The organism is Cystobacter fuscus DSM 2262, assembly GCF_000335475.2.
GTDB classification, from domain to species: Bacteria; Myxococcota; Myxococcia; order Myxococcales; family Myxococcaceae; genus Cystobacter; species Cystobacter fuscus.
Genome location: NZ_ANAH02000007.1, coordinates 535,048 through 556,442, shown reverse-complemented (window position 1 = coordinate 556,442; position 21,395 = coordinate 535,048). Strand labels below are relative to the sequence as shown.

At 67.4% G+C, this 21,395-nt stretch carries 15 protein-coding genes; 7 read left to right on the top strand and 8 right to left on the bottom strand.

Annotation, left to right across the window (positions count from 1 at the left end; translation table 11 throughout):
* Window positions 1-17: 17 nt before the first annotated feature.
* Both D187_RS14685 and D187_RS14680 read right to left on the bottom strand, forming a co-directional pair.
* A complete protein-coding gene (locus tag D187_RS14685) occupies window positions 18-770 on the bottom strand; it encodes an amidohydrolase family protein (RefSeq protein ID WP_002621660.1) in 753 nt (250 codons plus the stop codon).
* A 28-nt stretch (window positions 771-798) separates the two neighbouring features.
* Window positions 799-2,130, bottom strand: a complete 1,332-nt coding sequence (locus D187_RS14680) for a phenylacetate--CoA ligase family protein (protein ID WP_002621659.1) — start codon at window positions 2,128-2,130, stop codon at window positions 799-801.
* A gap of 426 nt (window positions 2,131-2,556) precedes the next feature.
* Here D187_RS14680 and D187_RS49915 point away from each other — a divergent pair, with 426 nt between their 5' ends.
* Entirely contained in the window at window positions 2,557-2,883 is a 327-nt protein-coding gene (locus D187_RS49915; protein ID WP_002621657.1) for a hypothetical protein, read from the top strand.
* Window positions 2,884-2,987: 104 nt separating this feature from the next.
* On the opposite strand, the gene D187_RS14675 is transcribed toward D187_RS49915, so the two are convergent.
* A complete protein-coding gene (locus D187_RS14675) occupies window positions 2,988-3,695 on the bottom strand; it encodes a Coq4 family protein (RefSeq protein ID WP_002621656.1) in 708 nt (235 codons plus the stop codon).
* 515 nt (window positions 3,696-4,210) lie between these two features.
* Here D187_RS14675 and D187_RS14670 point away from each other — a divergent pair.
* From D187_RS14670 to D187_RS14650, 4 genes are read left to right on the top strand one after another with little or no spacing between them, the layout of a single operon-like run.
* Window positions 4,211-9,910, top strand: a complete 5,700-nt coding sequence (locus tag D187_RS14670; protein ID WP_002621655.1) for a cupredoxin domain-containing protein — start codon at window positions 4,211-4,213, stop codon at window positions 9,908-9,910.
* Window positions 9,907-11,934 carry a YncE family protein gene (locus tag D187_RS14665; RefSeq protein WP_002621654.1) on the top strand — a complete coding sequence of 676 codons (2,028 nt, stop codon included), beginning with the start codon at window positions 9,907-9,909 and terminating at the stop codon, window positions 11,932-11,934. Before D187_RS14670 ends, D187_RS14665 begins: the two co-directional genes overlap by 4 nt.
* Window positions 11,915-13,030 (top strand): SCO family protein, encoded by a 1,116-nt coding sequence (locus D187_RS49910; RefSeq protein ID WP_002621653.1) that lies wholly within the window; start codon window positions 11,915-11,917, stop codon window positions 13,028-13,030. The genes D187_RS14665 and D187_RS49910 overlap by 20 nt, the downstream gene beginning before the upstream one ends.
* Window positions 13,031-13,043: 13 nt before the next feature.
* Complete coding sequence (locus tag D187_RS14650) at window positions 13,044-14,612, top strand: cytochrome c/ABC transporter substrate-binding protein (RefSeq protein ID WP_081713691.1); 1,569 nt, start codon at window positions 13,044-13,046, stop codon at window positions 14,610-14,612.
* Here D187_RS14650 and D187_RS14645 read toward each other — a convergent pair.
* Window positions 14,560-15,870 carry an MFS transporter gene (locus D187_RS14645; protein WP_051256372.1) on the bottom strand — a complete coding sequence of 437 codons (1,311 nt, stop codon included), beginning with the start codon at window positions 15,868-15,870 and terminating at the stop codon, window positions 14,560-14,562. The genes D187_RS14650 and D187_RS14645 overlap by 53 nt on opposite strands.
* A gap of 162 nt (window positions 15,871-16,032) precedes the next feature.
* Here D187_RS14645 and D187_RS14640 point away from each other — a divergent pair, with 162 nt between their 5' ends.
* Window positions 16,033-16,980, top strand: coding sequence for a LysR family transcriptional regulator (locus D187_RS14640; RefSeq protein WP_002621651.1), 948 nt, complete (start codon window positions 16,033-16,035; stop codon window positions 16,978-16,980).
* A gap of 37 nt (window positions 16,981-17,017) precedes the next feature.
* Here the strand turns inward: D187_RS14640 and D187_RS14635 are convergent, their stop codons facing one another.
* Window positions 17,018-17,860 (bottom strand): helix-turn-helix domain-containing protein, encoded by an 843-nt coding sequence (locus D187_RS14635; RefSeq protein WP_002621650.1) that lies wholly within the window; start codon window positions 17,858-17,860, stop codon window positions 17,018-17,020.
* A 131-nt stretch (window positions 17,861-17,991) separates the two neighbouring features.
* Between D187_RS14635 and D187_RS14630 the strand changes: the two genes are divergently transcribed.
* Window positions 17,992-18,729: an SDR family oxidoreductase gene (locus D187_RS14630; protein ID WP_002621649.1), complete on the top strand. Its 738-nt coding sequence runs from the start codon at window positions 17,992-17,994 to the stop codon at window positions 18,727-18,729.
* Window positions 18,730-18,774: 45 nt separating this feature from the next.
* Here D187_RS14630 and D187_RS49905 read toward each other — a convergent pair whose 3' ends face one another.
* Genes D187_RS49905 through D187_RS49900 form a run of 3 tightly spaced genes read right to left on the bottom strand, consistent with a single transcriptional unit; the run spans window position 18,775 to window position 21,348 of the window.
* Window positions 18,775-19,269: a hypothetical protein gene (locus D187_RS49905; RefSeq protein ID WP_002621648.1), complete on the bottom strand. Its 495-nt coding sequence runs from the start codon at window positions 19,267-19,269 to the stop codon at window positions 18,775-18,777.
* 43 nt (window positions 19,270-19,312) lie between these two features.
* Window positions 19,313-20,539, bottom strand: coding sequence for a hypothetical protein (locus D187_RS14615; protein ID WP_002621647.1), 1,227 nt, complete (start codon window positions 20,537-20,539; stop codon window positions 19,313-19,315).
* On the bottom strand, window positions 20,536-21,348 hold the full coding sequence (locus D187_RS49900) for an alpha/beta hydrolase (protein WP_081713690.1): 813 nt from the start codon (window positions 21,346-21,348) through the stop codon (window positions 20,536-20,538). Before D187_RS49900 ends, D187_RS14615 begins: the two co-directional genes overlap by 4 nt.
* Window positions 21,349-21,395 lie beyond the last annotated feature (47 nt).

The following is a 21,395-nucleotide window of genomic DNA, read 5'->3' as shown; positions in this document are numbered from 1 at the left end:
TGACTCCCTCGGAGTGGTCAATCCAGGTGGAGCAGCTCGCGGATGTTCCCGCCCAGGATCTGCTCGCGTTCCCCGTCGGTGATGGGAAGCAGGAGGACCTTCCTCAGCTCCAGAGCGGGGTGGGAGAGGGGGAACTCGGAGCCGAAGATCACCTTGCTCGCCCCCGTCTTCTTCACCGTCTCCACGACGTGCAGGTAGCTGCTGAGCGACGTCTCGAGGAAGAAGTTGTCCAGCTCGGCGGCCGTGTGGGTCGCCTCCCCGTCGGTGGGCAACTGCCCCATGTGCTCCAGGATGAAGTTCGTGCGGGGGCACTTCCTGGCCAGCAGGGCGTAGTCGCCAGTGTTCGCCCCTGGCCGCCAGCCATTGTGGGAGACGACGGGAACGCCATACTCGCCGCACAGCCTGGCCAGCTCGGCCATCGAGTCATCCGTGAAGGAGAACTTGTGGACGAGGGGAGACACCATCAATCCCCGGAAGCCCTGTTCCAGGTACTGCTCCAGCTTCTCGGCGGCCTGGAGATCACACGGATTCACGCAAGCCATTCCGATCAGCTTGGGACTGGATTGGACGCAGTTCCCCACGTATTCGTTCTTCGGGACCGCGTCTGGCTTCTTCTGGCCAGACACGAATTCGCTCATCTTCCTCACGTCCAGCATGCCGCCCGGACAGATGACGGCCTGGTCGATACCACTCTGGCTCAGCACCTCCAGGTACTGCTCGGTGGCGCCATAGGTGGTGGGAGAGACGTGTGCATGGGCATCGATGATCATGGAAGGATTCCTCCGGTGGTGGGGTGGATCACTCGCGGACGACGCGGACCGCCTTGGCCGTCGGGCGGGGCAGGCGATCGACGAACTCGATGTCGAAGGACAGGCCCGTCGACAGCTTCATCCGGTTGGCGAGCGTGGTGGCCAGCTCCGGGGAGGGTTTGACTCCTTGGGCCAGCTCGCAGCGGATCTTGATGCTCGCGCTGTCCGACTTCGGCATGACGAACTGGAACCAGTTGCCGACCTCGGGCATGCGCATCAGGTGCTCCTCCACGAAGAAGGGCGAGAACGGCTGGCCACGGAAGTGGAGTTGATCGAACGCGCGGCCCTTCATGTAGAAGCGGGTGAGCGTGGAGCCGCAGGCGCACGTGTCGGTCCGCAGGCTGCCCAGGTCTCCCGTGCGGAAGCGGAGGACCGGGCTGTCGTAGCGCAGGAGCGCCGTCACGACGATCTCGCCCACCTCTCCCGGAGGAAGCACCTGCCCGGTCTTCGGGTCCACGATCTCCATGAGGACGTGGGCCTGGGCCAGGTGGTAGCCGTCATGCGCGTCACACTCGATTCCGAGCTGTCCGCACTCGAGCGAGCCATAGAAGTAGTTGGCCGTGGTCCCCCAGATCTTCTCCACGCGCTGGCGGAAGGTGGGCGAGCACCCTTCGCCGGTCAACCACATCTTCTTGAGCCCCAGGCTCTTCAGATCGAACGAGGCCTTGGCCGCTTCCTCGGCCAGGGTGATGGACCAGGAGGGGCTGGTGACGACGATGGAGGGACGCAGGTCCCGGATCATCTTGATGGTCTTGGCGGGCGTGGAGTAGGCGCCGCCCTTGCCGGCGGGGATGACCGTGGCCTGGTAGCCATCCATGAAGGTCTTGTGGAAGGCGAGCCCCGCGGTGCTCATCTCGTACGGGAGGGCATTGAGACACACGTCGCCGGGTCCGACCGGGAACAGCTTCGTGTACCGGGGGGAGAGGTCGTGGAGCAGGAAGTCATTCCACGTGTACGTCATGTAGATTTCCTCTCCGCCCGTCGTCCCCGTGGACACCTGGACGAGCACGACGTCCTTCTTGTCACACGTCAGCAGCAGCCAGGGCTTTCCGCGGAGCTCGTCCTTCGTCAGCAAGGGGAGCCGGGTGACATCCGAGAGCTGCTGGAGGTCATCGGGAGAGACCCCGGCCCGGGTCATCTTCTCCCGGTAGAAGGGAGAATGATCATACGCTTGCTTGACCACGGCCTTGAGGGCCTCGAACTGATAACGGGCCAGCTGCTCGGGAGGCATGACGTCCGCCTGCCCCTCCCCGGAGAAGTAATTCGCGATGACCGGGGGATTCCGCAGGGTCCGCAATCTCTCTTCAAAGCTCGCGCGCATGTCTCTACACCTTCCTTCTGGAGGCCAATGGGGTGGGCATCGTTTTTGGAGTTGTCCGTGCTTCCGCGAAGGCCTGCCAAGGCCTTACATTCTCATCCCGAGAATTCAGCGGAGGCGGCGGGGGCGTTCACGGGCCTCAATGTAGACACGGCCGATGAGTGCGCTAGCCCGGCCCAGGAGGCTGGTTTCATTCACGAAGCTGGCGCGACTTCAGGGCAGGGTGCCCCCTGGGGCGGGACAGGCAGCCGTGTTTGGTTGGAATTCATAGGTGATTGGGATTGAACGCGGGGTGGGACCCCCGGTCATCGGTTATGAAGTTCACTGCCTGACGTATCGCCACGAGTTTCGCGGGGAGGGTGATGCGCATCCGGCTGGCGCTTCTGGCATCCTTTCGTCATCCCGCTTCTCACCCGAAGGAGTCACGACATGAGCGTCCGTACGCTGTTGTTGGTCCTCTCCACCTCCACCGTGTCAATCCTCACTGGCTGCGCCACCGGTCAGACGGCGGCCCGCGAAGACACCGCCGCCGCCGCCCGCACCTCCTCGGAGGTGGCCGAGGGCGAGTTCAGGGGATGCCGCTGCTCGCTCCACGTGAAGGCGGAGGACGGCTCCGCGCAGGCCGCGGCGGGCAGGGGTTGTCAGTGCCCGCATTGCTCGCATGGCGCCAGTGGCATCGCGGGCAAGGGCCCCTCGTGCGGGTGCTGGCACAACGGCAAGGGAGAGCAGGTGCAGGTCAAGGAAGGCGCGCCCTGAAGCGGGAACTCGCACGCGCGGGCACGGGGGGTTGCTCCCCCATGTCCCGGGTCGTCGCGAGCTGATGGGTTAGGGGGGAGGTGGAGAGAGCCGAGACCTTGGTCTCAGGCTGGGACGGTCGCCACGGAGAGCCTGTTGCGCTCGAACTCGCGGAGAATCGTGTCCACCTTGTCGAGTTCCAGGCCGAAGGTGGCGCGCACCTCCTCCAGTGGTCTGTCCAGCAGCGTCTTCCAGTCCGTGCCGAACAGCCGCCTGGCCCGCCGCCCCAACAGCCACCCCCTGACCACCTGCGGCATCGCCACCTCGCACAACTCGAAGTTGTTCAGGAAGGTGAAGCACAGGCCGGCCACGAAGACACCCATCGGTACGCGGGAGCCACTCTGGGCGAAGTAGAAGGCCTGGAGTCCCATCTCTCCCTCGGAGGTCGTGGGGAAACCCGTCACCACGTGCCACAGGTCATGTGTCTCGAACAGGTGGGCCTTCACGTAGCTGGCCGCATCCGGGGCCTCCAGGACGGGCAGCAGGTTCGGGTCCAGGTTGTTCTCACTCAGATGGTCCGCGAAGGTGCGCCCCAGCGTGCCCTTGGGACGCCGGCCCAGTTCCTCCAGATCGAGGCGTCCCAGCCGGGGACGCTCCCGCAGCACACGCGCGAGTTCCGGGTCCCGGGACATCCGCGCCACCGTCTTCTGCGTCGCATCCGACGAGGCGGACAGCGCTTCGATCAAATCGAAGACCCGATCGGGATCATTGGCATCCCGGACCATGGCCAGGGCGGCACGGCTGACGCGGATCTTCTTGATGATTGCTTGCATGACGGATCTCCTCGTTTCCTCCACACGCCCAGGATGGGCGGGGATGTGCGAGAAGAATCTATGCATTTCGCCCAACCCCACGCGGTTCATCCCTCGGTACCGGACTCCATCCGGATTGCAGCAGATCGGGGGGCGGAGGGAGTTCCGCTCGTGTCAGTCAGGAGATGAGTCCATCCGTCCCCGGGGCGGTTTTTCCGTCGGCATGCTCGGGGTACGGAGGATCGGTCTGGCGATTCGTTGGTAGCTGCAAACACAGCTGCCTGGAAGTTCATGTGTTCCGACCCATCCACCGAGGAGCGGACGTGCCGTGACAGGGTGCGGCGAGGGAGTCCATCTACGTCGCGGGGGAGCCCGCGCTCGTGGAAGGCGAGCCACCACGCGTTGACTGGCACACTTCCCATTGCACCCGGGGGCCATACTGACGTTCCCGGCTACCCGTTACAAACCATCCAGGCTGTCCTACGCCCGCCTCCCTGGCAGGGCCCATGAATGGCCGCATGTGACGGGGGTGTGCCGTGAAGCGCAAGGTGGCGATCGTGGGCTTGCTTCTGTTGGGGGGGTGGTCCGCCGTGGCGGAGGAAAACCTCCCGAAGGCCGGGCCCGCTGAACCCGAGGGCACGCCGTCCGCGCCACCTCCTGTCTGCGCGAGGACGCTCACCGCCAGCGTGGCGGTGCTGGATCAGCCGCTGATGTACAACCGTCTGGGCGCGCAGAACGTCAATGGAATCATCTATGCGCTGACGCGCGACTTGATCAACCAGGACACCGGACTGCCACTGTCGCGGGGCGGCGAGGCGGTGCCGGGCCGGGTCACCTTGCGCCCGGACAAGCGGCCACGTCCCCTCGTGCTCCGGGTCTCGGCGGGTGACTGCCTGCGGGTGCATTTCCAGAACCTGCTCACGCCCCTGGCCAATCCCAGGTCGGTCCCCAGCATCATCAACCGGCTCAAGTTCCTGCTGCCCATCGACGACCAGGTGGCGGATCGCTTCGCGAGCTTCACCGTTCCGGGCCTGCAACTCGTGAGTTCCATCGCGGATGACAGCTCCTTCGTCGGGCGCAACGACAGCAGCCTGGTCGCCCCGGGCGGGAGCGCCACCTACACCCTCTTCGCGCAGCGCGAGGACACGTTCCTGGTGACGAGCTACGGAGCCACCTTCGGTGGAGAGGGCACCCATGGCAACGGCGCCAATGGCATGTTCGCCGCCATCAACGTGGAGCCGCCGGGGGCGAGCTTCTACCGCAGCCAGGTCACCGAGGAGGAGCTGCGCCTGGCCACCACGGGCACCACCCCCACCGGCCAGCCCGCGCTCAACTACGAGGCCGTCTACCCCTCCACCGAGCCGTGGCTCGGTGAGGGCAAGGCGGGGCTGCCCATCCTCGACATGCTCACGCCCTCTGGAGAGCTGGTCCACTCGGACGTCAGCGCCATGATCGTGGGCCCCCTGCCGGATGGCGGCTTTCCTCCCAATACCTATCCATTGGAGAGCGTGGGCCGGCGCAACCCCTCCTTGCCCAACCGGTTGGAGTCCTTCCGCGAGTTCACCGTCATCTTCCATGACGAGGTGGCCGCGGCCGACGCCTTCCCCGGCTTCTTCGAGGATCCCGTCTTCCGTCACACCCTGGCCGGGGTGCGAGACGCCTTCATGATCAACTACGGCTCGGGCGGCATCGGTTCGGAAATCATCGCCAACCGCCTGAGCGTGGGACCCATGCATGACTGTCTGGACTGTACCTTCGAGGAGTTCTTCCTCAGCTCCTACACCGTGGGAGACCCCGCCATGCTGGTGGACGTGCCCGCCAACGTGGGCCTGGAGACGCTCGCTCCGGGGCAGGCGCCGCCGCCCGGCACGACCGGACCCAAGGCCACCCGGGCCTTCTTCCCGGATGATCCCAGCAACGTCCACCACAGCTACACCGGCGATTTCGTCAAGTTCCGCAACCTCCACATCGGCCAGGAGCAGCACGTCTTCCACCTGCACAACCACCAGTGGCTCTTCAACCCCAACGACGACAACGCCAACTACATCGACGCGCAAGGCATTGGTCCGGGCACGGACTACACCTATGAGATCAACTTCGGCGGCTCGGGCAACCGCAACAAGACGGCGGGGGACGCCATCTTCCACTGCCACTTCTATCCCCACTTCGCCCAGGGCATGTGGGAGCTGTGGCGGGTGCATGACGTCTTCGAGGGGGGGACGAAGCTGGCGGCGAGTGGAGCGCAATTCCATCACAAGCCCTTTGGACTGCAGGATGGGACACCCGCCGCGGGCGGGCGGGCCCTGCCGGACGGAGAGATCGCCGCGGGCACCCCCATTCCGGCGGTGGTCCCCCTGCCCGGCAAGGCCATGGCGCCCATGCCCGGGCGTGTCGAGGTGGCGGCCAATCCTCGCTCCACCACGGCCTCCACCTTCCACGGGCTGACGCCAGGAGCCTCCGTGCCGGTGGGCAGCAACGCCCGCGTCGTCGAGCGCGACGTCAACCCGGGCTTTCCCTTCTGGGTGGCGAGTATCGAGAAGACGGTGGGCCAGCGCACCACGACCCCGCCCCTGGACATGCTCACGGAGGCGGAGGCCGCCGCGCTCCAGCAGGGCTCCAACCCGCTGTTCGCCGGCCGCGCGGACCTGGTGCCCAACGCGGGTGGATTCAATGGTGGGTTGCCACGGCATGTCCTGGAGGGAGTGGCCGCTGGGGGAGAGGCCGAGTCCACCTTGAGCCGCCTGGACTTCAGCAAGGAGCTGGTCCGCGCCCGGCCGGTGTACTTCCCCGAGGAGGGCACGGACGTGGAGCAGACGGCCATGGCCTTCCATGCCCAGCGCCACCACCCGAGCACCGCGCTGCTGCGGGACGGCGGCACCGTGGCCGGCTCCTTCGTCACCAACGGAGGCCCTCCCGTGCCGAGCGCCCCCTACCACGAGCCCTGCGTGGATGATGAGGGCAACCGGATCCTGGCCGGCACGCAGCCCCGCTTCTTCGACGGCAAGGGGGGCACGAGCTTCACGGGCACCGTCCGGTTCGGCGCGCTCAACCCCCGCGTCTACAAGGCCGCCAACATCCAGCTCGACGTGGTCTTCAACAAGGCCGGCTACCACTACCCCCAGGAGCGCATCATCACCCTGTGGGAGGACGTGCAGCCCACCCTCGACAAGCAGCGGCCTCCCGAGCCCTTCGCCATCCGCTTCAACACCTTCGACTGCGCCAAGTACCTGCACACCAACCTCGTCCCCAGCGTCTACGAGCTGGATGACTTCGAGGTCCGCACGCCCACCGACATCATCGGCCAGCACATCCACCTGCCCAAGTGGGACCTGACCAGCGCGGACGGCGCGGCCAATGGGTGGAACTACGAGGATGGGACGCTGGCTCCGGGCGCGGTGCGCGAGCGCATCGAGGCCATCAATGCCTACAACTCCACCCCGGGCAATACGCCGGTGCCCACGCTGGACGGCCGCACCCACCTCGAGCCCCTTCCACACCCCTTCTTCGGCGCCGGCCCCAATGGGACCTGGCTGGGGGCGCGCACCACCCTTCAACGTTGGTTCATCGATCCGGTCTTCAACTCGGATGGGGTCGAGCGTGGGCTGGGCGTCATCTTCACGCACGACCACTTCGGCCCCTCCACCCATCAGCAGATCGGGCTCTACGGCTCGGTGCTGGTGGAGCCCGCGGGCTCCACCTGGAAGCACGCCGAGACGGGCGTGCCGCTGAACACCCGGGACGATGGTGGACCCACGAGCTGGCAGGCCGCCATCCACTCCGGTGATGTCAACGGGGATGGCACGGATGACAGCTTCCGCGAGTTCTGGCTCATGTCCAGCGACTTCCAGCATGCCTACGAGGCGGGGGTGTATGTCGGAGCAGGGCCGGATGGCATGCCGGATCCGGCGCTGACGGCCACACCCAACTCCTTCCGTCAGGCCATTGCCCCCCCTTTCCGGCAGCAGGCCAACCCCGTGTTCCCAGACCTGGTGGTCAACGCCGCCGTGTGCCCTGGTGGAGTGCCGCGACCCTGTCCCCAGGCCATCTCCGCGGATGACCCGGGCCTGTTCCTGGTCAACTACCGCAACGAGCCGACGGCCCTGCGCGTCTACGATCCACGGCGGCTGGGGCCGGATGGCAAACCCGGCGCACAGGCGGCTGGCCTGGCGGGAGATCTGGCCTTCGCGCTCCAGACGCGCACGGATCGCGCCATCCCCGCGTTCAACACCCGGCTGGGCAACACCCCCTATCCGCCGCTCACCGGAGACATTGGCCGAGGCGATCCCTTCACCCCGATCATGAGAGCCTACACCGGTGACAATGTCCGGCTGCGGGTGCAGATCGGCGGACACGAGGAGGAGTTCAACACCACCCTGCATGGGATGAAGTGGCTTCAGGGTGGCTCCAGCTTCGGGTACGCCCCCAACGCGGGTTGGCGCAACGCCCAGGTGCATGGCATCTCCGAGCAGTTTTCCGTCGCGCTCTCGCTCATGCCCCTGCTCGGCGGCGGTTCCGAGGTGGACTACGCCTACGCCACCAACGGCAGTACGGATGGCTTCTGGCAAGGCGTGTGGGGCGTGATGCGCTCGTACCACGAGCCCCGGCCCAACCTCCATGCCTTGCCCAACATGAAGATGCCGGCATTGATTGGCAATGCGAGGGAGTACAGCTTCGCGGAGGAGAATCCGCGGGCGGAAGGGGAGCAGGCCGGTGGGCAGGGCGGGGAGGGGAGGGGTGGAGCCTGCCCACGTGCCGCGCCGGTACGCGGGTATGACATCACGGCGGTACTGGCCAACACCGCGCTGGGCAACCCCCTGAACGTCACCCTGGTCCCCGGAGATGACTCGGCGACCCAGCACGTGGGCGCCCCGCTCGACCCGAAGGGCGGCACGCTGGTGTACAACCCACGGCGCACCGTGCTGGACAATGGCAGATCCGGGCCGCTGCATGATCCCACGGCGATCCTCTATGTGCACACCGGGGATCTGGATCCGCTCACCGGCGCGCTCAAACCAGACGTGCCCGTGGAGCCGCTCGTGCTGCGCGCCGCGGCTGGGGAGTGCATCGACGTCACCCTGCGCAACCGGTTGCCGGAGGCGCTGCCGGATCTGGCCAACCTCATCTCCCTGGCGAGCGTGGTCAACCGGGATCGGAGGGGGGCGCAAGGGGTGACCACCTTCAACAACAACCTCATCCGCCCCTCGAGCCATGTGGGACTGCATCCTCAGCTCGTGGAATATGACGTCGGCTGGGCGGATGGCACCAACGTGGGCAGGAATCGCGTGCAGACCGCTCCACCGGGCGGCACGGTGCGCTACCGGTGGTATGCCGGGGATATCCGCCAGGCGGGTATCGTCAAGGGCGAGAAGTCCAACCGCATCGATCTGATCAACACCCCCATCGAGTACGGTGGCACCAACCTCATCCCGGCCGACAAGATCAAGCAAGGCCAGAAGTCGCTGGTGGCGGCGCTCGTCATCGAACCCACCGGCTCGGTGTGGCGGGAGGATGCCAACCGGCACAGCGCGGCGAGCGTGGGCCCGGATGCCAATGGTGACGGGCAGCCGGACAGCGTGAGCTTCCGCGACTTCACGACGGTGTGGCAGAAGCAGCTCGGCCACCGCTACGCGGATGGCACGGCCGTGGAGAACATCGACGCCGAGGGGGGAGTCATCGCGGAGGACAGCCAGGACTCCGGGCACATGGCCATCAACTACGGCTCCGAGCCCCTGTGGTTCCGCTTCGGACTGCGGCCCAACGCGCCGCTGGGGAACGAGCCCGGGGGCCTGGGCGCGGTGCCCAATGCCCACCAGGCCTACAGCAACACGTTGGCGGGGGGGGATCCAGTCACGCCCGTGTTCACCGCGACCGCGGGCCAGCAGACCCGCCTGCGCCTGCTCCAGCCGCACGGCAACTTCCGCGGCTCCACCTTCCGGCTGCATGGCCATCAGTGGCAGCGCGATCCGTATGTCTGTCCGGGCTCGGCCTACCTGGGCCTGCCAGGGCTGTGCACCCCCACCGACGTGGCTTCTCAGGCGTTGGGCCTCAATCCCATCGCCTTCTACCGCAACGGCCAGGAGGGACTCCTGCCCTATACACACTATGAGATCCTCCTGCCGAGCGCCGGAGGCACCAACGCGGTCCCCGGGGACTACCTGTTCCGGGACTATGAGAGCTTGGGCAATACGGATGGCCAGTGGGGCCTCCTCCGGGTGCAGCGAGGAACATGGCCATGACTCCAAATGACAAAGAGGCCTGGCGCTCCCAGGCCGAGGTGTCCGTCATCGTGCTTGCCGTCTTGTGTATGGCGGCGCCCGTGGCATTCATTGTCCCCGCGCTGCCGCGGACGGAGCCGACCGTCCCCTCCGAGCCCACGCAGGGCCCGCAGCGGCTCGTCAAGAACGGGGTGGTGGTGGAGTTCTCCCTGCTCCACCCCGGCGACACCAGCGGTCCGCCGCGGCCGTTGATGGAAGGCGATGAGGCCGAGGTCCGCCTGCGCATGACGGATGCGAGCAGTGGTCTTCCGCTGCGAGGCCTGTCCCCCTCGGCATGGATGGACCTGGGCCACCTGCTGTCGGACAAGGCGGACGTGCAGCAGGAGTGCAAGGATCGGGTCGGCGTCTATCTCAAGGGACTGGTCGGCATCCGCCCGCTCATCGACCTCAACAGCTACTACCTGCTGGTGCTCAACAAGGATCCGAGCATCTCCGTCATCGATCCGGTGGTGGGAATGACGGGCAAGACGAGCCTCTACACCACGGTGGTGCTCGAGCGCCCGGGAGCTGACTGGGTCAAGAGCCTGGATCAGAAGAGACTCTACGTCTCCATGCCGAGGGCCGGGGCGGTGGCGGTGGTGGACGCGAATGTGTTCCGGGTCGAGGCCCGGGTGCAGGCGGGCGAGGAGCCCACCCGGGTCGCCCTTCAGCCGGACGGGCACTACCTCTGGGTCGGCAACGACGCCAGCGAGCCGGCTCGGAGTGGTGTCACGGTGATAGACACGCAAACCCTGAAGCCCGCCGCGACGATTGCCACCGGGCGCGGGCACCATGAGATTGTCTTCTCCAGCGACGACCGTTACGCCTTCGTCAGCAACAGGGACGAGGGCACCATCTCCGTCATCTCCATCGCCCGGTTGGAGAAGGTCAAGGACCTGAAGGCGGGCCCGCTCCCCATCTCCCTGGCATACTCACCGCTCTCCCGCGTCCTCTACGTGGCGGATGGGAAGGAGGGGACGGTGACGGCCTTCGACGGCGCTCGCCTGGAGGAGGTAGCGCGGCTGTCCGCGAGGCCGGGCTTGGGGCCCATGCGCTTCTCCCAGGACGGCCGTTGGGGCCTGATCGTCAACCCCGCCGAGCACGTGGTGTACGTGGTGGATGCGGCGGAGAACCAGTTCGTACATGGCATTCCCGTGAGCGGACAGCCCTACCAGGTCAGCTTCACCCGGGCCTTCGCCTATGTGCGGTTGCTGGACTCGGAGCGGGTGGAGATGATCAACCTCTCCACCCTGGGAAGGGGCAAGCAGCCCACGGTGCAAGGCTTCGCCGCGGGCCAGTCCGCTCCCAAACTCGCGGGGGACTTGAGCCTCGCCGACTCCATCACCCAGGCCTCCACCGAGGCGGCCGTCTTCGTGGCCAGCCCCTCGGACAACACCACGTCCTTCTACATGGAGGGCATGAATGCCGCCATGGGGAGCTTTGGCAACTACGGGCACAATGCCCGGGCGGTGCAGGTGGTGGACAGGAGCCTGAGCGAGGTGGAGCCTGGCGTCTACTCGGCGCGGCTGCGGCTCCCGGTGGCGGGCCGGTATGACGTGGCCCTCCTCCTGGATGCTCCGCGGGTGCTGCACTGCTTCCAGGTGGAGGCCAAGGCCAACCCGGCATTGAAGAAGGCGCTCGGCGCGCTGGAAATCGAATATCTGGACGCTCCGGCGCGGCTGGTGGTGGGCCAGAAGCCGCTGCTGCGCTTCAGGCTCCGCGACGCCTCGACCCACCAGCCCGCCACCGGGTTGGAGGAGGTGAAGGTCCTCACCTACGCCGCTCCGGGGCGCCAACGGGCGGAGGTGGCCGCCCGGGAGTTGGGCGAGGGCGTGTACGAGGTGGAGCCCTCGCTGCCACGCGCTGGCTCGTACTACCTCTACGTGGCGGTGCCCGAGTTGAAGCTGAAGTATGGCGATCTGCCCTATCGCACCCTCTGGGTGGGGGGCATGTCACAGAACCAAACCAAGAGAGAGGAAGAGGCCCGTGGTCCACGAGCGAACTAGCCTGGCGGTGGTAGGTTTCCTGGGGGTGTTGCTGCTGGCGGCGGTGGCTCATGCACAGCCGGCCTCCGCCTCCGCCGAGGTCCGCCTCGTCGACGCGGAGCTGCTCAATCAGGAGGGCGTGCCCGTCTACTTCAACAGTGATGTCCTCGCCAACAAGATCATCGTCATGGACTTCGTCTTCACCTCCTGCACCACCGTGTGTCCCGTGCTCTCCTCGCTCTTCGCCAGGGTGCAGGAGTCGCTCGGCGAGCGCTTGGAGAAGGAGGTGCGGCTGGTGTCCGTCTCCCTCGATGCCACGCGGGACACGCCCGCGCGGTTGAAGGCCTATGCCGCGCGGTACAAGGCGCGCCAGGGCTGGACCTGGCTCACCGGGGACAAGCAGGACGTGTCTCGGGTGCTCGGGGGGCTGGGTGCCTACACGCCCGATTATAACAACCATGCGCCCATGGTGCTGGTGGGCGACATGCGCACGGGCAAGTGGGTGCGGCTCAATGGCTTTCCCAGCCACGAGGAGATCCTGGCGAAGGTGGATGAGCTGGCGGCGGCCCGTCGGAACAGCAGGGCCGTCGAGCCACCTCCCAGCACGGGCTCGGCCTCCCAGCCCGAGGAGAAGTCCAGGCGCTACTTCACCGATGCGCCCCTGCTCACACAGGAGGGCAAGACGGTCCGGTTCTACAGTGACGTGTTGAAGGATCGGGTGGTCGTCATCTCCTTCTTCTTCACGCGTTGCCAGACCGCCTGTCCGCTGCTCACCCAGAAGCTCCAGCAGGTCCGGCGCGAGCTGGGGGAGCGGTTCGGCAAGGAAGTGCACTTCCTCTCCATCAGCGTGGACCCCGCCTTCGACACGCCCCAGGAGTTGAAGAAGTTCGCCCACCGCCACCAGGCGGAGACCGAGGGGTGGACCTTCCTCACCGGGAGCAAGGAGGACGTGGGACAGGTGCTCGGCAAGCTCGGGCAGACCGTGGGAGAGATCGAGGATCACACCACCCTGTTCATCGCGGGGAATGTCAGGAGCAGGCACTGGGTGCGGTTGCGTTCGGACTCGCCCGCGGTGGCCATCGCCGAGCGCTTGAGAGATCTGGCTGGGCGTCCGTGAGCGGGGTTGCTGAATGAGTTTCAGGCCTGGTGGCTGGTGGTTGGTGACACTGCTCTGCTGCGGGGCCGGGCGCCCGATGGGGCTCTCGGAGCAGGCTCAGGCGGGCAGGAAGATCTACCTCGAGGGGGGGAGCCCCACGGGGAGGGAGATCTCGGCGGAGATCGGAGTCGGAGCACGCCTGCCGGGCAGCGCCGTGCCCTGCGCCAACTGCCATGGAGAGGAGGGCCTGGGCCGTCCCGAGGGCGGGCTGTTGCCCCCGGAGATCACCTGGTCCCAACTCACCAAGCCCTATGGCCATCTCCACCCGAATGGCAGGAAACACGCCTCCTTCTCGGACAAGAGCGTGGCCCGCGCCGTGACCGAGGGAGTCGACCCCGACGGCAACCGATTGGACCCGGCCATGCCTCGCTACTCCATGTCCGCGGAGGACATGACGAGCTTGCTGGCCTACCTCCAGCACCTGGAGGAGCAGGGCGATCCCGGGCTGACGGAGTCGGAGCTCCGGCTGGGGGTGGTGCTCCCCACGCGCGGCCGGTTGGGCGAGGTGGGCCGGGCCATGGCGGGATTGTTGAGCGCCTATTGTGACGCTCTCAATACCTCCGGAGGGATTCACGGACGCCGGCTCGAGCTGGTCCTCGCGGAGTATGACAGTGATCTGGGCACGGGCCTCTCGAGCGCACGGGAACTCCTGGCTCGGGGTTCTGTCTTCGCGCTGCTCAGCGGGCTGGTGCCTGGGGCGGAGAGGGAGCTGGCGGTGCTGGCCGAGCAGGAGCGGGTTCCCCTCATCGGTCCGCTGACGCCGTGGACGTGGGAGGGCGGGCCTCCCGGCCGCCAGGTCTTCTACACCCTCTCCGGGGTAGGGGAACAGGTCCAGGTGCTCGCCGAGTATGCCGCCAGGGCGCTGCACACGCACGGGCCTCGGGTGGCCATCATCCACCCGGCGCAGGAGAGCTTGGCCGAGGCGGCCCGTGCGGCGCGCGGGCGGTTTCGAGCGCATGGCTGGGAGCGGGTCGAGGTGCTGCGGTACGAGCGCGGCCGGTTCGACCCGGAGGTCGCCACGCGGTTGAAACAGAGCGGCACGCGGCTGGTCCTGTTCCTCGGCAATGAGGAGGAGTTGGCGGGACTCATGGGCAAGGCGCGGGCGCTGGGTTGGGCTCCCTACCTGTTGCTCTCGGGCTCACTCTCGGCTCGGGCGGCCATGGAGGCACCGGCCTTCCTCGATGGGCACCTCTTCCTCGCCTACTCGAGCCTGCCCTCGGACGAGCGGCCTGACGCGGTGGCCTCCTTCAATCGACTGAGGGCTGGGGTACATGCCTCGGAGCGCCACCGGCTGCCCCAGGTGTCCGCGTATACGGCCGCGTCCGTGTTGACCGAGGCCCTGCGCCGCACCGGCAGACAGCTGAGCCGGGCCCGGCTGCTCAGCCACATGGAGAGCCTGTATGCCTTTGAAACAGGGCTGATGCCTCCCGTGAGTTACGGGCCTGATCGGCACGTGGGCGCGCGGGGGGCCTATGTCGTCACCGTGGAGCTCACGACTCGTACGTTCCGTCCGCTCGGCGGGTGGAGGGCGCTGAGGCCCTGAGCTCCGGCCACAGGCGGACCAGCAAGGCCGCCAGCGCCGAGGCGGTCGCCAGCAGCGTCACCGCCACCCATCCCCACCGGGCCAGCGCGAAGCTGCCGCTCGCCGCGCCGATGGACATGCCGATGAACATGCCGAAGATCAGCAAGGCGTTGATCCGGCTACGCGCGGCGGGATCGATGCCAAAGACGATCGTCTGGTGCGCCACGAGGGTGATCTGCACGCCGAGGTCGAAGCCGATCGCGCTGGCGACGAGCAGCCACAGCCGGGCGTTCGGCGCGAGCCATGGCGACGCGAACATCGTGGCGAACGAGAGGGCGGTCAGTGCGGCGCCCAGGCGGGTGACCACCTCGGGGCCGATGCGATCCGCGATGCGGCCCGCCACTGGCGCGCCCAGCGCCCCGGCCGCGCCAGCCAGACCGAAGGCACCGGCGGCCGCGCTGCCCAGGTGGAACGGTGCGCCATGCAGCATCACGGCGAGGGTGGACCAGAAGGCACTGAAGCCGACCGAGAGCAGGCCCTGCGCCATCGCGGCCCGGCGCAGGGCGCCGTGCTCACGCCACAGACTGGCGAGCGAACCGAGCAGGGCCCCGTACGTGAGCGTGCTGGTTGGGCGGAAGCGGGGCAGGCCGCGCCAGGCGACCAGGCCGATCAGCGCCACGCTGGCGGCGGCGAGCATGTACATGGCGCGCCAGCCGAAGTGCTCGGCGACCACGCCGCTGATGACGCGAGACAGCAGGATGCCAAGCAGCAGGCCCGTCATCACGGTGCCGACCACCTTGCCGCGCTCCCGCTCGGGCGCGAGGGTCGCGGCGGCTGGCACGATGTCCTGCGCCAGGGTCGCCGTCAGGCCGATGGCGAGGCTCACCGCCAGCATCAGGCCGATGCCGGGGGCGAGGCCGCCCAGCAGCAGCGCCACACTCAGGACGGCGGCCTTGATGAGGATGATGCGGCGCCGGTCGAAGCGGTCGCCGAGGGGCGCCAGCAGCAGGATGCCCAGCGCGTATCCCAGTTGGGTGAGCGTGGGCACGAGGCCCACCGCGGTGTCCGAGGCGCCGATGTTGGCCCCCATCACCCCCAGCATCGGCTGGCTGTAGTAGAGCGAGGCCACCGACAGCCCGGCGCCCGCGGACAGCAGCAGGCGCAGGCCGCCCGACAGCCCGTTGCCACCGTGGCGGGTGGTCGCGGACCGCGACGGCTCGGCCGTCGTGGCCATGGTTCCGTTTCCGGCGGTACTATGTACGGTGCGAATGAAGGACATGATGTCACCCGGGCGCTGCGAGTTGAAGCAAGTGTGGGCCAGAGGGATGGGCATCGGTAGTAGCGTGCTCCGCACAGCGGATATACGTTCCGCGTATAAAGCCGCTCGAGCCACACCCTCATGCCCAACCCTTCAAAGCCGCCTCGGCCACGTGCTTCCCGGATGCGCAGTCCCCCTCCCGCCGCGTCGGCCACCGCCGACCGGCTCGAGCTGATGCAGACCTTCCTGCGCATCGTCGACGCCGGCAGCCTGTCCTCCGCCGCCGCGCAGCTGGGCACCACGCAGCCGACGGTGAGCCGCCGCCTTCAAGCGCTGGAGCGCTCGCTCGGCCTGCGGCTGCTCCAGCGCTCCACCCACGCGATGAAGCTCACCGAGGACGGGGCGCGCTGCTACGAGCGCGCGAAGGAGTTGCTGGCGAGCTGGGACATGCTCGAGGCCGACCTGCGCGGCGCCAGCGACGAACCGGAGGGCACGCTGCGCGTCGTGGTGCCCCACGCGTTCGGACAGCAGTTGCTGGTGGGGCCGCTAACGGAATACCTGAATCGCCACGCGCGGGTCTCGGTCGAATGGCTGCTGCACGACCGGGCGGCGGATTTCATCGCGGACGGCATCGACTGCGCCATCCACGTCGGCGAGGTGCATGACCCCAGCGTGGTGGCAATCCGCGTGGCCGAGGTGCCGCGCATCGTCGTGGCCGCGCCGTCCGTGCTGTCAGGCCTGCCCGTGCCGACCCATCCCGACGAGCTCGCGCGGCTGCCCTGGCTGTCGCTGCGCACGTTCTATCGCAACGAGGTTTCACTGACCCACGTGGCCACCGGCGAGGTCCAGTCCGTCGTCTTCCACCCGCGCCTGAGTACGGACAGCCTCTACGCCACTCGCAGCGCCGCGGTGAACGGCCTCGGCGTCTGCGTGGCCTCGGCCTGGGTGCTCCACGAAGACATCATGCAGGGTCGGCTCGTGCACCTGGTGCCTCGCTGGCGGGCCGCTCCCTTGCCGATGTACCTGCTCTACCCGTCCGCGCGGTTCCATCCAGCGAGGCTGCGCACTTTCGTGGAGTTGATGCGGGAGAAGATTCCGGCGGCCGTGGCCGTGGCCACGGGTGGGGGATGAGCCGGCACCGCGAGCCCTTCCGCCCCGCGCGCGACCGTCACTGCACGGCACGCGCGAACTGGCCCGGGGTGAGCCCGATGATGCGCTTGAAGTGCCGGTTGAGTTGACTCTGATCGTAGAGCCCCACCCGGAGCGCGACCTCCGAGGGAGTCAGGCCCTGGGTGAGCAGTCCCATGGCCCGGGAGATGCGCAGATGGGTGAGGTACGCGTAGGGCGGCATCCCCACCTCTTCTCGGAAGGCGCGGCACAGGTGGAATTTGTCCAGTCCCGCCTGCTCGGCCAGGGCGTCCAGCGTGATGCCGTGCTCCAGGGCATCGTGCAGCGCCTCGAGCGCACGGCGGACGGGTCGGCGAGCACGCCGCTCCGGCTCGTCCGTGTCTCCGAAGCACGTGGCCAGCGCGGAGAGCGCCTCGGTCAACGCCGTCTGGAGTTCCAGGGGGTTGGACGCCTCCCTCCGGTCCTCGCGAACCAGGGAATGGAGACGGACGAAGGGGGCCGCCGCGGGCTGCTCGCGCTCGAACTGTACCCGCCGCAGGTGGGAGGAGGCCGGGTAGCCCAGCGCCTCACGGGTCTCGGTGACGAGTGCCTCATCGAAGGAGATCACCTGGAAGTGGGAGGAACCCTCGCGGCGCAGATCACGGTGGACCTGTCCGCTCTGCTTGAGGTCGAGCGTGCCGGGAGTGGTGGACCGGACCTTGCCAAGGCCCCACCACTCCGAGTGGCCGGAGTACGTCATCGTCACGGAGAAGCGCTCCTTCACCGAGCGCCACAGCCGCTCGTCGGTCCTGAAGCGTGACACCCGCACGCCTGACAACTCGGGCGGCAGGAAGACCCGGATGGAGAGCGGGCCATCGGAGACGGCGCGAAGGGGAGGGCTCACCCCTCGATTCTAACGCGAGCCACCACCGGGGCTTGGGCGTTCTTGGCGGGACCTGTCGCGCCAACAATGCCCAAGCCCGCCGTGCGTCCGCTGTCTATTTCCTTGCCCCAGGGACTGAACAGGAGAACGTCATGTCGGGAATCGAAGGCAAGGTCGTTGCCATCACGGGCGCGAGCAGTGGAATCGGCGAGGCGACCGCGCTCCTGCTCGCCGAGCGCGGTGCGAAGGTCGTACTCGGTGCTCGCCGAGCGGATCGCCTCGGGGCGCTCGCTGACCGTATCGCGGGAGCAGGTGGCCAGGTCTCCCATGCACGCACGGACGTCAAACGACGCGAGGACCTGTCCAACCTCGTCCAGTTGGCTTGTGAGCGGTACGGCAAGCTCGACGTTCTCGTCAGCAATGCCGGTGTCATGCCCGTTTCTCCCCTGGACGATCTGCGAGTCGGGGATTGGGAGGCGATGGTCGACGTCAACATCAAGGGCGTTCTGTATGGCATCGCCGCGGCGTTGCCTGTCTTCCGCGGGCAGGGATTCGGGCACTTCGTCAACGTTGCTTCCACGGCGGGACATCGCATCGTGCCGACCCAGTCGGTCTATTCCGGCACGAAGTTCGCCGTGCGCGCCATCTCCGAGGGGTTGCGCCAGGAGGCCGGCGACAAGCTGCGCGTGACGATCATTTCGCCGGGCTTCGTTCGGACGAACTTCGCGGACGGGGTGACGAATCTGGAGGTGAAGGCCCAGCTCGCCGCCCTCCGAGACAAGCTCGCGATGCCTCCGGAGGCGATCGCCCGCGCCATCGCGTTCGCGCTCGAGCAGCCGGCCGATGTCGATGTGAACGAGATCGTCATCCGTCCCACCGCGCAGGGGTAACTCCGCCAGGGGCGGCTGCCTGGACCCTCGGCGCCTTTCAGGACCTCAGCCCTTCATGGAGTAGATCGCCTTGATTTCATGGTCGTGACGGTCGTGGTTCTCGTCGCGGCTATGGGCCGACTCGCTCCAACGGTCCCCCACCTTCCCGTGGGAAGCGGGGATGAGCCGCGTGAGCGGGAGCTCCTCGCCGAGCCGCTGCCGGACGATCCGCTGGAACTGGTCGTGGCCCGTGAGCGGTCCCTCGAAGCAGTGGACCACCCGACTCCCGACGACCTTGCCGTCGAGCCAGGAAGTCACGTGGAGCTCCGCCAACGCGCCCGGCTCCATCTTGCTCACGGGGTGGACCGAAGCGCGGGCGGCTCGCGCATAGAAGTCCCGCGCCTGCTGGATGCTCGTGAGGAGCGAGGTGTTTCCACTCCCGAGCCGCTCCCGCACCTCTTCCTCGAAGAGGTCCGTGGCTTTCTGGAGGATGGGGATCATCCGGGACAGCCGCGCCGCGAGGGCGGAGCCGGAGCCACTCCCTGGTTTTCGTCTGGCCATGCGCGCGATGTCGCACGTTTGCGGCCGTTTCTTCAACCCGGCTTTACTGGGTATAGGCGTCGAGGATGGGTGCTTGCTGCGCCGTGCCAAGGAAATCAGGGTAGATGGCGATGAAGTGGTTGCCCTGCAGAAGCGCGGAGGGTGGAGTGTTGGGGCCTGGCTCCGCGTAGAGCCAATTGCCGCTCAGGGGGCCATGCACCTGGAGATGGTCAGGGTAGAGGATGAGTGCTCCCAGGGAGACGAAGCCGGGGAACCCGGCTTCACCCGGAGCCGCGTGGAAGCTCCCCAACACGGTCGACTTCCTCGTGGTGTCCAACCGCAGCGGATTCACCGGGCTCGGGTTCAGGGAATGAATGCTGATGCGACCCCATGTGCCCACGAATCGGACGTACGTTGCCCAGGAATAAGCAGCCACGAGTCCCGCGGAGTTGGCCGCGATCGCCACCTGGGGCTCGTACTCGGAGGTCGCCAGCTCCTCGAGGGTGGGTGCCAACAGGCACGTGTTGGACGGACTGTTCTCACGCTGAACGACGACTTTGTATCGAGTCACGGTGCCGTAGGGATCCCGAGGATCCGTACTTGGCTCGGTGTATGCCTGCGATTTGATTGAGTACGTGCAACCCTGCCAGACAGCCTGGGGGCCTCCGAGAACGGGCGGATCGGCATGAGCCGATGAGCCGAGCAACGTCACCATCCCAACGACAATCGAGCCGAGTATGCGCATGGATGCGGTCTCCAACAGGTGAGCCCCGGTAATGCCACGAACCGTAAGCCACTCGAATCCGGAGCGCATGTGCCGGAAGTCATAGAGGCCCTGCTCCGACCCTGGTGCTCCCCGCCCTTCCTGTCCCCGCCACCCGAGTGCTGAAGTGGTGGGTCGGGAGGTTGGATGATCCATCAGGGGCACCCCGATGCGCGCGTAGACGGGCCCGGCGTCGAGCCGGGCGGCGGGCGTCACCGCGAGCCGGAAGTCTGGAAACCCCCACGCGTCCTTCACGGGCACCATCGCCGACAGGCCGAGCTCGGCGGCGAAGAGTCGTGACAGACGGTAGGACGGGGCGACATCCGCGACCACCCAACCTCCGTCCCACAGCGTGTGCGTCCTGAAGACGCTCACCCCGCTGAGACCGATGAGCGGCCGGGCGCTGAGCCCCAGCCGGAGAGCGAAGGGGTTCTCGGATGAAGCGTGGGTCTCCGCTTCGCCTGATTGGGCCAGCACTCGCGGCGCTCCCAACAGCACGAGCATCCAGAGGAAGTGGTGCATCGTCATAGCCGCTCCCCGAACCACTTCCAGATGAGCTCGTCCGACTCGGCCCGGTGGGTGGCATCGATGTCGTGGCCCGCGCCTTCGAGGTATTGGACGTGGACTTCCTGCCCGAGCAGTTGAGCCGATACCGCGAAGGATCGCTGCACCTCGGGGAGGACGAGGGTGTCCTCCGTCCCCTGGAGAATCAGCAGTGGAACCTTGGGCCCATGGCCCATGTAGGTGAGGTTGCTGACGTCAGCGAAGACCTCGGGCGCATCCCGCACCTTCGCTCCGTCCGGCAGCGCGAGGAACCGGGTGAGGTAGGGTTTGATCCACCACTGCGTCGTCTCATAGACGGACGCGGGGTCACCGGCGCCGCACATGGACACCACGGCCTTCACCTCGAGGTTCTCGCTGTAGGGGCAATAGGCCGGCTCGAAGCGCGCGTCGTTCCGGGCGTACGCCGACATCATCGCGAGGTGCCCTCCAGCGGACCCGCCAATCACCCCGGCCCTGCTCGTATCCACTTTGTACGTGGCGGCATTCGCGGCGAGCCACCGGAGCGCACACCGCACGTCCTGCATTTGCGCCGGCCAGGGGTGGAGCGCCTTGCCGCGTCCATCGTCAAGGTCCGCGAGCCGATAGTTGAGGGTCACCCCGACGAAGCCCCGCCGGCTCGCTTCCTGGATTCGATCTCCGAAGTCTTCCAGATCTCCGATGACCCACCCGCCACCATGGATGAAGACGATCGCGGGAAAGGGCCCCGGCCCCTCTGGCACTGCGATGTCGAGCGTCAGCGGATGCACCCCACCTGGCTCGCGCGGGCTGGGCACTTCCGCCTCGGTATTCCTCCAACTCCCCCAAGCAGGTGCGGAGGAGC

Bases quoted from the DNA above. Each gene is read 5' to 3' on its own strand.
- D187_RS14650 (WP_081713691.1), top strand. From the start codon at position 13,044: ATGAGTTTCAGGCCTGGTGGCTGGTGGTTGGTGACACTGCTCTGCTGC.
- D187_RS14615 (WP_002621647.1), bottom strand. From the start codon at position 20,539: ATGACGATGCACCACTTCCTCTGGATGCTCGTGCTGTTGGGAGCGCCG.
- D187_RS14645 (WP_051256372.1), bottom strand. From the start codon at position 15,870: ATGTCCTTCATTCGCACCGTACATAGTACCGCCGGAAACGGAACCATG.
- D187_RS14640 (WP_002621651.1), top strand. From the start codon at position 16,033: ATGCGCAGTCCCCCTCCCGCCGCGTCGGCCACCGCCGACCGGCTCGAG.
- D187_RS49905 (WP_002621648.1), bottom strand. From the start codon at position 19,269: ATGGCCAGACGAAAACCAGGGAGTGGCTCCGGCTCCGCCCTCGCGGCG.
- D187_RS14675 (WP_002621656.1), bottom strand. From the start codon at position 3,695: ATGCAAGCAATCATCAAGAAGATCCGCGTCAGCCGTGCCGCCCTGGCC.
- D187_RS49915 (WP_002621657.1), top strand. From the start codon at position 2,557: ATGAGCGTCCGTACGCTGTTGTTGGTCCTCTCCACCTCCACCGTGTCA.
- D187_RS14630 (WP_002621649.1), top strand. From the start codon at position 17,992: ATGTCGGGAATCGAAGGCAAGGTCGTTGCCATCACGGGCGCGAGCAGT.
- D187_RS14680 (WP_002621659.1), bottom strand. From the start codon at position 2,130: ATGCGCGCGAGCTTTGAAGAGAGATTGCGGACCCTGCGGAATCCCCCG.
- D187_RS14665 (WP_002621654.1), top strand. From the start codon at position 9,907: ATGACTCCAAATGACAAAGAGGCCTGGCGCTCCCAGGCCGAGGTGTCC.
- D187_RS14685 (WP_002621660.1), bottom strand. From the start codon at position 770: ATGATCATCGATGCCCATGCACACGTCTCTCCCACCACCTATGGCGCC.